General features: G+C 66.3%; 15 protein-coding genes and 1 tRNA gene. 5 read left to right on the forward strand and 11 right to left on the reverse strand.

Going from position 1 to position 14,834, the window contains the following annotated elements:
* Positions 1 to 2 precede the first annotated feature (2 nt).
* On the reverse strand, positions 3 to 920 hold the full coding sequence (locus E1161_RS02030) for a cation diffusion facilitator family transporter (protein ID WP_132618925.1): 918 nt from the start codon (positions 918 to 920) through the stop codon (positions 3 to 5).
* A gap of 240 nt (positions 921 to 1,160) precedes the next feature.
* Here E1161_RS02030 and E1161_RS02035 point away from each other — a divergent pair.
* Positions 1,161 to 1,233, forward strand: a tRNA-Arg gene (locus tag E1161_RS02035).
* A gap of 325 nt (positions 1,234 to 1,558) precedes the next feature.
* Here the strand turns inward: E1161_RS02035 and E1161_RS02040 are convergent.
* Positions 1,559 to 1,945, reverse strand: a complete 387-nt coding sequence (locus E1161_RS02040) for a cupin domain-containing protein (protein WP_132618927.1) — start codon at positions 1,943 to 1,945, stop codon at positions 1,559 to 1,561.
* Positions 1,946 to 2,305: 360 nt separating this feature from the next.
* Between E1161_RS02040 and E1161_RS02045 the strand changes: the two genes are divergently transcribed.
* Entirely contained in the window at positions 2,306 to 3,247 is a 942-nt protein-coding gene (locus E1161_RS02045; protein ID WP_132618929.1) for an ATP-dependent DNA ligase, read from the forward strand.
* A 342-nt stretch (positions 3,248 to 3,589) separates the two neighbouring features.
* Here the strand turns inward: E1161_RS02045 and paaE are convergent, their stop codons facing one another.
* The 6 genes from paaE to paaZ are packed head-to-tail and all read right to left on the reverse strand — an operon-like array spanning position 3,590 to position 9,321.
* Positions 3,590 to 4,669 (reverse strand): 1,2-phenylacetyl-CoA epoxidase subunit PaaE, encoded by a 1,080-nt coding sequence (gene paaE, locus E1161_RS02050; RefSeq protein ID WP_132618931.1) that lies wholly within the window; start codon positions 4,667 to 4,669, stop codon positions 3,590 to 3,592.
* Between the two features lies 1 nt (position 4,670).
* Positions 4,671 to 5,162, reverse strand: coding sequence for a 1,2-phenylacetyl-CoA epoxidase subunit PaaD (gene paaD, locus E1161_RS02055; RefSeq protein ID WP_132618933.1), 492 nt, complete (start codon positions 5,160 to 5,162; stop codon positions 4,671 to 4,673).
* Entirely contained in the window at positions 5,156 to 6,040 is an 885-nt protein-coding gene (paaC, locus tag E1161_RS02060; RefSeq protein WP_132618935.1) for a 1,2-phenylacetyl-CoA epoxidase subunit PaaC, read from the reverse strand. Before paaC ends, paaD begins: the two co-directional genes overlap by 7 nt.
* A 7-nt stretch (positions 6,041 to 6,047) precedes the next feature.
* Positions 6,048 to 6,335 (reverse strand): 1,2-phenylacetyl-CoA epoxidase subunit PaaB, encoded by a 288-nt coding sequence (gene paaB / locus E1161_RS02065; RefSeq protein WP_132618937.1) that lies wholly within the window; start codon positions 6,333 to 6,335, stop codon positions 6,048 to 6,050.
* Positions 6,332 to 7,279 carry a 1,2-phenylacetyl-CoA epoxidase subunit PaaA gene (gene paaA / locus E1161_RS02070; RefSeq protein WP_132618939.1) on the reverse strand — a complete coding sequence of 316 codons (948 nt, stop codon included), beginning with the start codon at positions 7,277 to 7,279 and terminating at the stop codon, positions 6,332 to 6,334. Before paaA ends, paaB begins: the two co-directional genes overlap by 4 nt.
* Entirely contained in the window at positions 7,276 to 9,321 is a 2,046-nt protein-coding gene (gene paaZ, locus E1161_RS02075; protein ID WP_132618941.1) for a phenylacetic acid degradation bifunctional protein PaaZ, read from the reverse strand. The genes paaA and paaZ overlap by 4 nt, the downstream gene beginning before the upstream one ends.
* A 417-nt stretch (positions 9,322 to 9,738) precedes the next feature.
* On the opposite strand from paaZ, the gene paaI reads away from it, so the two are divergent.
* The 3 genes from paaI to E1161_RS02090 are packed head-to-tail and all read left to right on the forward strand — an operon-like array spanning position 9,739 to position 12,129.
* Entirely contained in the window at positions 9,739 to 10,128 is a 390-nt protein-coding gene (paaI, locus tag E1161_RS02080; RefSeq protein WP_132618943.1) for a hydroxyphenylacetyl-CoA thioesterase PaaI, read from the forward strand.
* A gap of 14 nt (positions 10,129 to 10,142) precedes the next feature.
* Entirely contained in the window at positions 10,143 to 11,489 is a 1,347-nt protein-coding gene (paaK, locus tag E1161_RS02085; RefSeq protein WP_132618945.1) for a phenylacetate--CoA ligase PaaK, read from the forward strand.
* A gap of 22 nt (positions 11,490 to 11,511) precedes the next feature.
* Entirely contained in the window at positions 11,512 to 12,129 is a 618-nt protein-coding gene (locus E1161_RS02090) for a TetR/AcrR family transcriptional regulator (RefSeq protein ID WP_132618947.1), read from the forward strand.
* Positions 12,130 to 12,358: 229 nt separating this feature from the next.
* On the opposite strand, the gene E1161_RS28605 is transcribed toward E1161_RS02090, so the two are convergent.
* From E1161_RS28605 to E1161_RS28280, 3 genes are all read right to left on the reverse strand, one after another.
* The gene (locus tag E1161_RS28605) at positions 12,359 to 12,559 is read right to left on the reverse strand and encodes a GntR family transcriptional regulator (RefSeq protein WP_132618949.1); all 201 of its coding nucleotides are present in this window, start codon (positions 12,557 to 12,559) and stop codon (positions 12,359 to 12,361) included.
* A 156-nt stretch (positions 12,560 to 12,715) separates the two neighbouring features.
* Positions 12,716 to 14,278 carry a solute symporter family protein gene (locus E1161_RS02100; protein ID WP_165939658.1) on the reverse strand — a complete coding sequence of 521 codons (1,563 nt, stop codon included), beginning with the start codon at positions 14,276 to 14,278 and terminating at the stop codon, positions 12,716 to 12,718.
* Positions 14,278 to 14,721, reverse strand: a complete 444-nt coding sequence (locus E1161_RS28280) for a DUF485 domain-containing protein (protein WP_328591200.1) — start codon at positions 14,719 to 14,721, stop codon at positions 14,278 to 14,280. The genes E1161_RS02100 and E1161_RS28280 overlap by 1 nt, the downstream gene beginning before the upstream one ends.
* Between the last annotated feature and the right edge of the window lie 113 nt (positions 14,722 to 14,834).

Below are 14,834 nucleotides of genomic sequence, written 5' to 3' on the forward strand. Positions count from 1 at the left end.
CTTCACCAGGTCAGTTCCTGGCAACGCTGAGCGCATTCGGCGGGCTCGACCTGCAGGGTCGCGTGCTCGATCCGGTAGCGCTCCGACAGCAACCGCTGCGCGGCGGTGAGGACACCACCGTGGTCTGCGTCGGGTCCTGCCGTCAGGTGAGCGGAGGCGACCTCCATGCCCGAGGTCAGCGTCCACACGTGCAGGTCGTGAACTTCCGTGACCGACGGCAGAGCGGCCAGATCGCTGCGCATCTCCTGCACGTCGAGACCTTCCGGAGCCTGTTGCACCAGGATCCGCAGCGCTTGGCGGGCGAGCGTGAAGGTTCGGGGCAGGACGAAGAGCCCGACGCCGACGGCGATGATCGGGTCGGCGAGGTACCAGCCGAACGCCCAGGTCACGAAGCCGCCAACGAGCACACCGGCCGAGCCGATGGTGTCAGCGAGGACTTCCAGGTAGGCGCCGCGCACGTTGAGGCTCTCGTCCGCCCCCTTTCGCAGCAGCGCGAACACGACGAGGTTGGCCAGCAGACCGGCAGCCGCGGTGACCATCATCGGCAAGCCGGCGACTTCCTGCGGCTGCCGGAACCGCTCCACGGATTCGAGCAAGATGTAGCCGGCGACACCGAACAGCAGCACGGCGTTGGCCAGCGCGGCGAGGACTTCGACTCGGTAGAGGCCGAAGGTGCGCTTGTTGCCCACGGGACGTCGGGCGGCGGTGATCGCGGCCAGCGCCATCCCCACCCCCAGGACGTCGGTGAGCATGTGCCCTGCGTCGGACAGCAGTGCGAGCGACGACGTCAGCCACCCGACGATGGCTTCGAGCACGAAGAAGGAGAGCAGAACGCCGAAGGCGATGGAAAGCCTGGTCACGTAGCGGCCGGACGCGTGGACCGCGTCGGCAGCGGTTCCGTGCCCATGACCGTGCCCCATCTCCGCGCCTCCTCACATCGAGTCAGATACATAGCAGAGTATGCATGATTCGCGACGTGAGACGAAAGTGCCCTGCAGCCCAGATCACCACCTCGCCCACCAAGGACGCGGCGACAGGAAGGTTCCCAAGCGCCCACCCACCGGCAACTCCCAGATGAACAACATCGACGCGCAGGAACCCGACCCCGCCCCAAACACGCGTGCGGCGTGCGATAAGCTATCGACCGTCCGCAGCGACGAGCCCTCGTAGCTCAGTGGATAGAGCACTGCCCTCCGGAGGCAGGTGTCACAGGTTCGAATCCTGTCGAGGGCGCATAGCGAGACCAGCCAAATCCGCCCCTGGCCAGCAAGAACAAGGCCAGGGGCGGTTTTGTGCATCAGCCAATGCCTGTATGTTCCTGCTAAATTGATCTCAGCTGGTGCATGCATGCGCGTGCTCGCTCGTACTGGGCGCGGTAACCCCGCGGCCTTCGACGGCGTCCACTCCGAGTCCGTGCTTGCGGTACCGGCATCGCCCAAACCGTTCCCGTAATCCTGCTCTCCTGGCACCGAACCACCACCGGCGACTGGTGGGCGCACGCGCCCTTCGAACTCATTAGTCGCTTTCACTTCCTCACGGCGTTTGCAGCCAGCGCCGATCATTCGTCGGCAGAGAAGCGGTACACCACGTCGTCGATGGAATCGGTCGCGAACGTGTACACGAGCCGGAGGGGCCCGTCGCCGGTGTTGCGGATGCCGTGCTCGGCATTGCCGGGGATGAACGCAGCTGACCCGGCTGCCACCTGGTACTCGGCGTTCTCCAGGACAACGATCCCGCGGCCTTCGACGACCTGGTACACCTCGGCTTGGGTGTGTCGATGGCGCCCTAGCCAGCCATCGACAGGCAGCTCGGCGAGACCGGTGTACAGCGAGGACGTCGACGTCCGGTCAGCGCTGAAGAGCACCCGAAAAGACACATCCCCGCGTATCGGGTCGTCCCAAACCTCGGGTTCGATGTCGATGAGGTCGCGCACCTGTGGCTGCATCGCTTCTCCTCGCTGCCTCTACGGCCCTGACCGCGAGCTTGTGGGGTGAGCGGACGTCGTAGATGTGCAGCCAGGATGCCAGTCGGCTGGTGCCGATGTCCCGCAATGCCGCCGGGGGTGCGAAACCCGGTCAGCAGCCTCAGAGCGCCCCTGGACTTGGTCAAGTCCAGAGCCCGTCCTCTCGCCGAGAGCACTCCAGCATGAACCCACGACTGGCCCCGTTCTACCCGCGATCAGGTGAGGGAGTGCCGACGGTGAACACGCCAGAGGACCCGCGCCGCCTGAAAAGGGGCGCGTGCCGTTTGACCTGGGGTCACTGGTCACCGGGCATGCGTCGGCTACTCGGCGCAAGCTGGGCAGGTGACGGTGCTGCACCCGCCGATCACGGTGACGATAGCCACCCCCGCCCGTGACCTGCCTGTCGAGTCCGGCCGATGGGCCTACGAGCCGAAACTCGACGGCTACAGGGTCGTTGGGTTCGCCGAACAGCAGCTGCTGCAGTCCCGGCAGGGAAACACCGCACTGACCACCCGGTTTCCGGAGGTCGTCGCTGATCTCACCGCGATCGGCGACGTCGTCATTGACGGAGAACTCGTCGCCTGGCGCCACGGCCGCCTTGAGTTCTCCTCCCTGCAAGCCGGTCCCACACGGCGCGAACGCGACCAGATCATTGCCGTCTTCATGGCCTTCGACCTGCTGGCTGTTGACAACTACGACCTGCGCGGCAGGCCCTATCTCGAACGTCGAAAGATCCTTGGGGACCTTCTCGCCCGTCCGCTGCCGCACGTGCAAATCGTCGATCAGACCCTCGACCCGAGGACCGCACGAGAATGGATGAGCCTTGACTGGGGCGCCACCGGCGTCGAGGGCGCCGTGGCCAAACCCGTCGCCAGCCGCTATGCGCCGGGCCAGCGCAGCGGCTGGCTCAAAATCCGCACTACCCGCACGGTCGAAGCGGTCGTCCTCGGCGTGACCTCGCCGGACGCACTCGTGCTCGGGGCGCAAGACCCATCCGGCAAATGGTGGGTGACCGGGATATCGCAGCCCGTGCCACAGGCCCTGCGCGCTGAGTTGGCGGCACGGCTACGGCCCGATGAATCCCGTCTCGATCCCGTCCAGCTACCAGGAACGGCCGGCGGGCTGCCAGGCAGTCCCGCCATCGTCTACCAACCCGTGCGCGCAGACACAGTGGTCGAGGTCCAAGCCGACACCGCAGTTGAACACGGCCGCTTCCGCCACCGACCACGCGTCATGCGTATCCGGGACGACCTCACCCCTGATCACCTGCGATCTCGGGGCTAGGTGGCAGACCTGGTCGCATTGTCGGTGACGAGCCGTTCGCATTCGGCCCGGTCCATGGTCGTGTCATACGGTTCCGTGTGGTCAAGCCCTGCCGATCGGTCGGTGCAAACCCACGCGAGCAGTCGAAGGTGTTCCTAGAACTCGGCCTGCTCTTCCTCAGTGGAATCCCTGGCCATGATGAGGAAATGTAGTTGCCACTTCCGCTACGTTGCACGCGAAGCCGCCCCTGGTCAATCAGAACTGGACCAGGGGCGGCTTCGCGAATCGACCACTGTCGGTCCGCAACTGCCGTCTCAGCCGTTGTGAACGGGCCGGTTTCACCGCGTTCCGCGCCGAACCGGATCAGGAATCGAAGTCCACGGTGAGCACGTCGCTGACCGGGACTGACTGGCAGGTCAGGACGAACCCTTCGGCTACTTCCGCTTCTTCCAGCGCGAAGTTGCGGCGCATGTCGACCTCTCCCTCGGTGACCTTCGCCCGGCAGGTGCCGCAGACGCCGCCCTTGCAGGCGAACGGGAGGTCGGGCCTCGCCTTCTGAGCTCCGTCGAGAACTGGTGTCTCCCGCGACAACGCGGTGGTCGTGCGCCGGCCGTCGAGGACGATGGTCGTCTCGGTGGTCTCCCCCGAGGGCACCGCGTCGATGTGCTTCACAGGTTCCGGAGGCACGTCGTCGACGTAGAACAACTCCCGGTGGATGCGCTCGTCAGCCACACCGAGCTCCCCCAGCAGCTGCTGCGCCCCGGTGACCATGCCGAACGGCCCGCACAGCCACCACTCGTCGACGTCACCGACCTCCGGCACCAGCGCCATCAGGGCGCGCAGCTTCTCCTCGTCGAGACGTCCGGTGAACAGATCCGCCTCCCGCGGTTCGCGAGAGAGGACGTGCACCAGTTCCAGGCGCTCGTGATACCGGTCTTTCAGATCCGCGAGCTCGTCGGCGAACATCACCGTATCCGTCCGGCGGTTGCCGTAGACGACGATCGCAGTGGCTGAGGGGTCCCGCAGCACCGTCGCCGCGATCGACAGCAGCGGGGTGATGCCCGATCCGGCACCGATCAGCACGTGGTGCCCCGCTACCGACTTCGGGCTGAACGCCCCGGTCGGGGCACCCACTTCGATCTCGTCGCCGGGGCGAACCTCGTTAACAAGCCAGGTGGAGAACAACCCGTCCGGGACTTCACGCACCCCGATGCGCGGAGAGCTCCCCTCGGCCGAGCAGATCGAGTACGACCGCCGCTCCTCTCGTCCGTCGATCACGCGGCGCAACGTCAGCGACTGACCGGCCCGGAAGTCGTAGGTGCCGTCGAGCTCTGGTGGCACGGTGAAGGTGACCGCGACGGCGTCGTCGCACAGTTCGCTGACCTCTGCGACGGTCAGCGTGTGGAATTCGCCCCGCACCCGGGAATTGGTAGACGCGGTCACCTCAGATCTCCTTGACGTGTTCGAACGGTTCGTCGCACGACCGGCAGCGGCGCATGGCCTTGCACGCGGTGGCTCCGAACTCCGACAGCAGTTTCGTGTCCGCGTCACCGCAGCGCGGGCAGGGAACCTTTCGCTCAGGTGGGTGGAGCGACAACGGCACCGGACCGGTGCCGCGCGCGGGAACACCGCCAGGTGGTGCGATGCCGGCTTCTGCGAGCTTGCGGCGGCCTTGCTCGCTGATCCAGTCCGAACTCCACGACGGCTGCAGCACCGTGCTCACCTCGACTCTGGTGAACCCCGCTCCCTGCAACGCGTGGACCAGGTCGTCGCGCATCGTGTCCATGGCAGGACAACCGCTGTAGGTGGGTGTGATGGACACCTTCACCGCACCGTCCTGTTCGGAGACCTCGCGGAGCACTCCGAGGTCGGCGAGCGTGAGCATCGGCAGTTCGGGATCGCGGACGGTCTCCGCGACGGCTCTGGCGGTCACCACGTCGCCTCCGGATGCGCGCGGGCGACGCTTTGCAGCTCGGCGACGAGGTGTCCCATCGCTTCTGTGTGCCGACCGTGCCTGCCGGTTCCGCCGGCGACTCCTGCCTTGCCCGAGATGTCGGGACGTTCCAGCGTCGCGGCCTGGAACACCTGCGCGAGCACGCCGTCGAACTCCTCGCGCACCGCAGCGGGGTCGATCGCGATACCGGCTTCCACCAGGCGTGATTCGACCTCGTGCGCGGTGAACAGCTCGTCCACGTACGGCCACACGGCGGTCAAGGCCTCCCGCATGCGCTCCCGGGAGAGGTCCGTGCCATCGCCCAGGCGAACCGCCCATTGAGCCGCGTAGTCGCGGTGGTAGGTCAGTTCCTTCACGCCCTTGTCGGCGATGGCGGCGAGCACCGGGTCGCCGGAGGTGGTCAGCCGCTGGAACAGTGCGAGGCGCCACGTGGACAGCACCAACAGCACCGCGGTGAGTTGTCCGAAATCGCCGCGTTCCAGCTCCGCGAGCCGCACGTTGCGGAACTGGTCCTCGCCGCGGAAGAACGCGTAGGCGTCCTCATCCCGTCCACTGCCGTCGGCCTTGCCGGCTCGGGCCAGCAGCAGCCTGGCCTGGCCCAGGAGGTCCAGGCCGATGTTGGCGATGGCGACCTCGTCCTCGAGTTCAGGGGCGAAGGTGCACCACTGCTGCAGCCGGTGCGACAAGACCAGCGCGTCGTCAGCCAGCATCAGGCAGTACTCGGCCAGGTCTGCACCGTCCACACCGGACGGCACTGAGGTGTCGACTCCCGCCAGCGGGTCTTCGAACCCGCTGCCGAAAGCCCAGCGCGAATCGTCGTGCGCGTCGATGAGTGCCTCGTAGGCGTTGTCGAAGGACATCGTCGGCTCACATGTGGGGAACGTTGTCGGGGATGTCGTAGAAGGTGGGGTGCCGGTAGACCTTGTCCCCGGAGGGGGCGAAGAAGGGATCCTTCTCGTCAGGGCTGGAAGCCGTGATCGCGGACGACTTCACAACCCAGATGCTCACGCCCTCGTTGCGCCGCGTGTAGAGGTCGCGCGCGTGGTGCACAGCCATCTCGTCGTCGGCCGCGCGAAGAGAACCGACGTGCACGTGGTTCAAGCCCCGCTTGCCTCGTACGAAGACCTCGTAGAGGGGCCATTCACTCCGGCTCATGCCTTCGCCTCCGTCATCTTGCGCGCGTGTGCGGCTGCCGCCTCGCGCACCCATTCGCCGTCCTCGTGAGCCTTGCGGCGCCGGGCGATCCTTTCGGTGTTGCACGGCCCGTTCCCCTTGATGACCTGCTTGAGCTCGTTCCAGTCGACCTCGCCGAAGTCGTAGTGCTCGCGTTCGGCGTTCCACTCCAGGTCGGGGTCCGGCAGGGTCACGCCGAGCATCTCGGCCTGCGGGACGGTCATGTCGACGAAGCGTTGCCTCAGTTCATCGTTGGTGTGCCGCTTGATCTTCCAGAGCATCGACTGCTCGGTGTGCGACGATTCGGCGTCCGGCGGGCCGAACATCATCAGCGACGGCCACCAGAAGCGGTTCACCGCGTCCTGGACCATGTCCCGCTGTGCCTGGGTTCCCTTCATCATCGTCATCAGCAGTTCGTAGCCCTGCCTCTGGTGGAAGGACTCCTCCTTGCAGATCCGGATCATCGCCCTCGCGTAGGGGCCGTAGCTGGAGCGGCACAGCGGCACCTGGTTGCAGATCGCCGCGCCGTCGACGAGCCAGCCGATGACGCCGACGTCGGCGAACGACAACGTCGGGTAGTTGAAGATCGACGAGTACTTCTGCCGGCCGGTGATGAGCTTCTCGGTCAGGTCCTGCCGGTCGCCACCGAGCGTCTCGGCCGCCGAGTACAGGTACAGCCCGTGCCCCGCCTCGTCCTGGACCTTCGCCAGCAGGATCGCCTTGCGGCGCAGCGACGGCGCCCGCGTGATCCAGTTGCCCTCCGGCTGCATGCCGATGATCTCGGAGTGCGCGTGCTGGGCGATCTGGCGGACCATCGTCTTGCGGTAGCCATCGGGCAGCCAGTCCCGCGGCTCGATCCGCTGGTCCTTGTCGATGGTGCGCTCGAAGTGCTCCTCGAGTTCCTGGTCGGACAACGTTGCTGTCATCGCTTCTCCTTGGAGACCAGGGTGAGCACGTCGTACTTGGCGACGGACTCCTGGTTGTCGGTGGTCACGTCGGCATCCCAGCGGACTTCGCCGTAGTCAGCGTTCTCGCGGGGCGTGATCTGCTTGCACGTCAAGGTCACGGTCAGTGCATCGCCGGGCTTGACCGGCGTGAGGAACCGCAGGTTCTCCAGTCCGTAGTTGGCCAGCACCGGTCCGGGCTCAGGCGACACGAACAGACCAGCCGCGAAGGAGACGACCAGGTACCCGTGCGCGACGATGCCACCGAACAGCGGGTTCTCCCGGGCAGCGTCTTCGTCGGTGTGCGCGTAGAAGGTGTCGCCGGTGAACTCCGCGAAGTGCGCGACGTCCGCATCGGTGACCTGGCGCGGGCCGGCCACCACCGAGTCGCCGATCTTGAGTTCGGCCAGAGACTTCCGGAACGGGTGGACGCCGTCGGTGGCACGAGGGGCGCCTTCCACCCATCGTCCGGTGACCTGGGACAGCACCGCTGGGCTGCCCTGCACCGCGGTGCGCTGCATGTGGTGGAGCACGCCGCGAATGCCGCCCATCTCCTCACCACCACCGGCGCGACCGGGACCGCCGTGCACGAGCGCCGGCATCGGCGAACCGTGTCCGGTGGACTCCTTCGCGTCATCCGCATCGAGCACCAGCAGCCGGCCGTGCCAGGGCGCGACGCCGAGCACGACGTCGCGGGCGAACTGGGCATCCCCGCTCACCACGGAGCCAACCAGGCTCCCCTGGCCGCGCGCGGCGTAATCAACGACCTGCTCCACCGAGGTGTAGGGCATGAGCGTCGACACGGGTCCGAACGCCTCGACCTCGTGCGGTTCTGCTCGACCGGGGTCCGCCTTGAGCAGTACCGGTGAGATGAAGGCTCCCTTTTCGGCATCGGCGTCGAACACCTCGACCTGCTCAGGGTCGCCGAAGACGATGTCGCCCGCGCCCTGCAACGCCTTCAGGGACCGGCGGACCTCCTCGCGCTGTTCGAGGCTCGCCAGCGCTCCCATGCGAACGTCAGCGTTGGCCGGGTTTCCGACCTTGACCTTCGCCAGGCGCTCACCTGCCGCCTCGGCGACGTCGTCGAGCAGCTCCGCCGGGACGAAAGCCCTCCGAATTGCGGTGCACTTCTGGCCGGCCTTGACGGTCATCTCGGTGACCAGCTGCTTGACGTAGAGGTCGAATTCGGCAGTACCCGGCTTGGCGTCCGGTCCGAGGATCGAGCAGTTGAGCGAGTCGGCTTCGGCGTTGAAGCGCACCGAGTTGCGCACAATGGCCGGGTGAGCGCGCAGCTTCTGCGCGGTGGACGCCGAGCCGGTGAACGACACGAGGTCTTGCGCGGTGACGTGGTCGAGGAGGTCCCCTGCGCTTCCGCTGATCAGCTGCAGCGACCCTTCGGGAATGAGCCCGGACTCCACGATCAGCTCCACGAGCTTCTCGGTGAGGTAGGCGGTCTGGCTTGCCGGCTTGACCAGGCTGGGCACGCCGGCGAGGAAGGCCGGAGCGAACTTCTCCAGCGGCCCCCACACGGGGAAGTTGAAGGCGTTGATCTGCACTGCGACGCCACGCAGCGGCGTGGCGATGTGCTGGCCGAGGAAGGTGCCGCCCTTGCTGAGCGGTTCGACGTCCCCATCGACGTACACGGTGTCGTTGGGCAGTTCGCGCCGCCCCTTGCTGGAGTAGGAGAAAAGGACCCCTATCCCGCCGTCGATGTCGAACTTGGAGTCTCCGAGGGTCGCACCGGTCCTGGCCGACAGCTCGTACAGCTCTTCGCGGTGCTCGCGGAGGTGCGAGGCCAACGCTTTGAGCAGGGCTGCACGTTGGTGGAACGTCAGTTCCCTCAGTGCCGGCCCTCCGACCGCGCGGCCGTGTTCGAGCGCTGCGGCCATGTCAATACCGGCGGAGCTCATCCGCGCGACTTCAGCGCCCGTGACGGCGTCGTGCAGTGGTGTGCCTTCGGCTTCGCCCACCCTCCAGCCGCCACTGGTGTAGCTGCGCAGAACCTTGCTCGCACCTTGAGCCATCGTGCCTCGCCCTCCAGAATTACTAACCGAACGGTCGGGAATTAATGCTAGCGCGCATCACCGGGGAGCGAAAGTGGCAACAGCCCGATCCACCTCACCGGACGGGGTGGAAGCGAGGCCGCCATCGACGCAGCGGCGCAGCGGGAGCGTTGACCCTTGCGCAGGCGCCCTCAGCAGCCTCACCGGGTTCACCACGAGGCTCACGTCCACGCGCGCGCCTACGCTGAGCTCAAGCCGGGGTGCGGCGACCCGGCCGGTCGCCTCCGGATGGGTTTCTTCCGAGGACGTCGGCCTTGACATCGGTTTGCGCACTGACTTTTACTTGAGCAGATTTATTTACCGTCCATTCGGTCAGTAAGAAGGCGGTGCAACCCGGTGTCACGCTCGCCGAACCGACTCAGCGACTCCGCGAGGACCATGCTCGAATCCGACGTCGCCTCGTCGTCGCTGGGCATCGTCGTGACCGCAGCGCACGACGGCAGTGCGATAGCCCGGATGCGGGTGACCGAACAGATGGTCAACGGGCACGACATCACGCACGGCGGTTACGTCTTCATGCTCGCCGACACGACTTTCGCAGCCGCGTGCAACAGCCACGGGCCTGTCACCGTCGCCGCCGGAGCGGATATCACGTTCGTCGCGAGCGCGCGTCTCGGTGACGAGCTGGTGGCCACCGCGCAAGAACGAACTCGATACGGCCGGAACGGCATCTACGACGTCACGGTGCACCGGGACACCCCTGCAGGGCCAGAGGTCGTCGCGGAGTTCCGCGGCCGCAGCCGCACCGTCGGTCAGATCAAGCGTTGAGGAGTCCCTCCCCCATGACGACGACGCACAACGAAGTGCCGAGCGCCCGCCGACTTGGCGCCGCGCCACCGATCGACGACCTCTCGTCGGCCGAACGGCTGAGCACCGACGAGCTTCGCGCCCTGCAGCTCGAGCGCCTGCAGTGGACGCTGCGACACGCCTACGAGAACGTTCCCTTCTACCGCAAGAAGTTCGACGACGCGCATGTGCACCCGGATGACTGCCGGGAGCTGAGCGACCTCGAGAAGTTTCCCTTCACCACCAAGCAAGACCTGCGCGACAACTACCCGTTCGGCATGTTCGCCGTTGCGCAGGACCAGGTCCGCCGGGTGCACGCCTCCAGCGGAACGACCGGCAAGCCGACGGTCGTGGGCTACACCGAATCCGACCTCGACGTGTGGGCCACCGTGGTCGCGAGGTCGATCTTCGCCGCCGGCGGACGCCCTGGCCACAAGGTGCACATCTCCTACGGGTACGGGCTGTTCACCGGAGGCCTCGGCGCTCACTACGGTGCCGAGAAGCTGGGGATGACGGTCGTTCCGGCTTCAGGCGGCATGACCGCACGGCAAGCGCAGATCATCAACGACTTCCGTCCCGAGATCATCATGGTGACGCCGTCCTACATGCTGACGCTCCTCGACGAGTTCGAGCGCCAGGGGATCGATCCGCGCGGCACTTCCCTCAAGGTCGGGATCTTCGGCGCCGAGCCGTGGACCGAGCAGATGCGCCGCGAGATCGAGGAGCGCGCCAACATCGACGCGGTCGACATCTACGGCCTCTCGGAGGTGATGGGACCCGGTGTCGCGCAAGAGGCGGTCGAGACCAAGGACGGACTGCACGTCTGGGAAGACCACTTCTACCCCGAGGTCATCGACCCGATCGACGGCGTGCCGCTACCCGACGGGACGACCGGGGAGCTCCTGTTCACCTCGCTGACCAAGGAGGCGCTGCCGATCATCCGCTACCGGACGCGCGACCTGACCGCGCTGCGGCCGGGCACGGCGCGACCGGCCTTCCGACGAATGGACAAGGTGACCGGACGCAGCGACGACATGATCATCCTGCGCGGGGTCAACGTCTTCCCGACGCAGATCGAGGAGGTCGTGCTCGGCACCGCCGACCTGTCGCCGCACTTCCAGCTCAAGCTCACACGCCAAGATCGGATGGACCAGCTGACCGTGCTGGTCGAAGCGCTTCCCGAGACCACCCCGGCACGGCGCGAGAAGGCGTCGACGGAGATCGCGGAGAAGGTCAAGGACGGTGTCGGTGTCAGCGTCGGCGTGGAGATCGTCGAGCCCGGTTCCCTCGAACGCTCGGTGGGCAAGCTCCGCCGGGTCATCGACCAACGCCCTCGCGACTGAAACGACTTGCGATAATGAGCTCATGACCGAACCGCCCAGCACCCGTGCGACCAGACGCGGTCGGCCCGGCTACGACCTGGAGTCCTTGCTCACGGTTGCGGTCAAGCTGTTCAACGAACGCGGCTACGACGGCACCAGCATGGAGGATCTGTCGCGCAAGCTTCAGATCACCAAGTCCGCGATCTACCACCACGTGCGCAGCAAGGACGAACTGCTGCGGCTCGCGGTCAACCGAGGACTGGACGGGTTGTTCGCCGAGGCGGACAAGCTGGAGACCATCGACGGGCGCGCCATCGACAAACTCGAATACCTGGTGCGAGCCAGCGTCGGCGTGCTCGTCGATCAACTGCCCTTCGTGACCCTGCTGCTGCGGATTCGCGGCAACACCAAGGTCGAGAAGGCCGCGCTGGCCCGCCGCCGGGAATTCGATCAGATCGTCGCCGACCTGGTCAGCAAAGCCGCCGCGGACGGCGACCTGCGCCCGGACGTCGACCCGGCGACCGCGGCACGCCTGCTGTTCGGCATGGTCAACTCACTCGTCGAGTGGTACAGGCCACGTCAGGGCGCGGACGCGCAGACGCTGGCCGACACCGTCGCAGCGGTCGCATTCGACGGCCTCCGCGTGCGCGAGCAGGACTGAGCAGCCCGTCGAAGATCGCGTGCAAGCCAGTGGTCGGCGGAGGTGGCGTGCCGAGCCGCCTCGGGCAACGCCCACTCCTCCAGACAGCCGGGTCGGTGCCGTTGGATTGACCGAGCGTCAGCTGCATCTTCAGCAGCGTTGAGAAACCCGGTGCCGGGGTGGCCGAGGAACACGCGTCCGCAGTCAGGGCCAGGTCGCACGTCGACGAAACCCAGCGCTTCGAGCACGCTCAGCGCTTCCCGCAGCGACGGCCCGGCTGACCCCGAAGGAGTTGCGCGAACTCTCGCTCGCTGGGAAGGCGGTCGCCGGGGCGAGTCGCCCCATCGAGAACACGTTGCTCGATCTGCGCCGTGACCTGTTCGTATGTCCGGACCTTGCGCACCGGTTCCGACGAGCTCTGGTTCGCGGAACTCCTCTCCGACTCGGTCACCTGGCCGACTCACGATACGTCGCACTGCTCGGATGGGTGTCTCGCAGAACCGTGAGAAGGCTCGATCATGGCCGACTGGAAGTCGGCGGCGCCGAGAGCACGGGAACCTTCCTGCCGGGGAAGTGGCAGGAAGGTTCCCATGCGCGGTACGGCCGATCAAGAAGCTCCGATGCCGGTCAGCGACCGGACCTCCATCTCGTCAGCTCGGTCGTCGCTCTCGCGCTCCCCTAGCAGGGTGCCGATGTAGCCGAACAAGAACGACGCCGGAATCGACACCAAGCCGGGGTTGTTCAGCGGGAACCAGGCGAAGTCGACTCCGGGCACGATCGAGGTCGGGGTTCCTGAAACCACCGGGGAGGAGATCACCAGGAGCAGGCAGATGCCCAGGCCGCCGTAAACCCCCCACAAGGTTCCTCGGGTGTTGAACCGTCGCCAGTACAGCGAGTAGAGCAAGGTCGACAGGTTCGCCGACGCGGCGAAGGCGAAGGCCAGAGACACCAGGAACGCGAGGTTCTGCCCGTTCACCAGGATGCCGCCGATGATCGAGGTGGCACCGATGATCAGGGCTGTCAGCCGCGCCACCTTGACCTCGGCTCCCGGCTCGGCGTGCCCGCGTTTGATGACGTTGGCGTACACGTCGTGGGCGAAGGATGCCGATGCGGTCAGAGTCAGACCCGCCACCACGGCGAGGATCGTGGCGAAAGCAACCGCGGCGACCACTCCCAGCAGGACCGTTCCGCCGATTTCGTAGGCCAGCAGCGGCGCCGCGGAGTTCTCGCCGCCAGGGGCGGCCACGATCGAATCCGTCCCGCTGATCGCCCCCGCGCCGAACCCGATCACCAAGGTGCACAGGTAGAACACCGACATCGTGACGGTCGCCCACACCACGGAACGCCTCGCCTGCACGGCGTTGGGCACCGTGTAGAAGCGCATCAGCACGTGCGGCAGGCCGGCTACACCGAAGATCAGCGCCAAGGACAGCGAGACGAGGTCGAGCTTGGTGATCTCGCTCTTCCCGTACTGGGTTCCGGGCGAGAAGATCCGCTCACCGAGCGGGTTCTTCTCGGCGGCGTGCTGCAGCAACGAAGTGATGCTGAATCCGAACTTGCCCATCAGGAACAGCGCCATGAGCGCGACGCACAGCATCAGGGCGACCGCCTTGATGATCTGCACCCAAGTGGTTCCCCTCATCCCACCCACGAGCACGTAGGTGATCATCAGCGCGCCGACGCCGGCGATCACCAGGGCTTGGCCGGCCGCGCTGTGCACGTCGAGCAGCAGTGCTACCAGGCTTCCGGCGCCGGCGATCTGCGCAACCATGTAGATGAGAGAGATCACCAGGGTCGACACCGCCGCAGCGGCGCGGACGGGACGCTGCTTCATGCGGTAGCTGAGCACGTCGCCCAGGGTGAATCGGCCTGTGTTGCGCAGTAGTTCTGCGACCAGGAGCAGGTTCACCAGCCACCCGACCAAGAATCCGATCGAGTAGAGGAAACCGTCGTAGCCGTGCAAGGCGATGGCGCCCGCGATGCCGAGGAACGCAGCGGCTGACATGAAGTCGCCCGACAGGGCGATACCGTTCTGCGCACCGGTGAATTGCGAGCCCGCTGCGAAGTAGTCGGTGGTGGATCCCGTGCTGCTCCCCCGGTAGACGATGAACAGCGTGAGCAGCACGAACGCGGTGAATATGCTGATGTTGAGCATCGGGTCGGTGCCCATCACGGCCGCTCCTCTCCGGTGGCGTTGCGGTAGAGCTCAGCGACGCGCGGGTCGATCTCCTTGGCCGCGAAGCGCAGGTAGAGGGCCGTGATGACGAGGGTGCTGATGAACTGGCCGATGCCGAGGGCAAGTCCGATGTTGACGGCGCCGAACAGTCGAATCCCCATGAGATCTGGGAAGTACGCGGCGAGGACGACGTAACCGACGTACCAGACCACGAACACCAGGGTCATCGGGAACGTGAACCTGCGCAGCGTGCCGCGCAATTCGAGGAATTCCGCACTGCGAGCGATGCTGCGGAAGTCGGGACCCGAGTCGCCGGGTACCGGGAGATCGATGCGCCTGGCTGATTTGTCGATCTGACCGAAGGCCGCTTCAGTTCGTCGAGATGGCGACGGGGGTTCGGTGGCGTTGCGCATGCATCCTTCCAAGCAATCGGTCATCACATCGACGTGTTTCTGCGCCGATGCCGCTCAGTCCCCCAACATCGTCCGAACTCCCGCAGCTGTTCGCGGCCTTCCTTGATTCGGGTTCCGCCAGGAGTCGGTGACCGCAC

Origin of the sequence: Saccharopolyspora aridisoli (assembly GCF_004348445.1) — a bacterium.
Classification (GTDB): Bacteria; Actinomycetota; Actinomycetes; order Mycobacteriales; family Pseudonocardiaceae; genus Saccharopolyspora; species Saccharopolyspora aridisoli.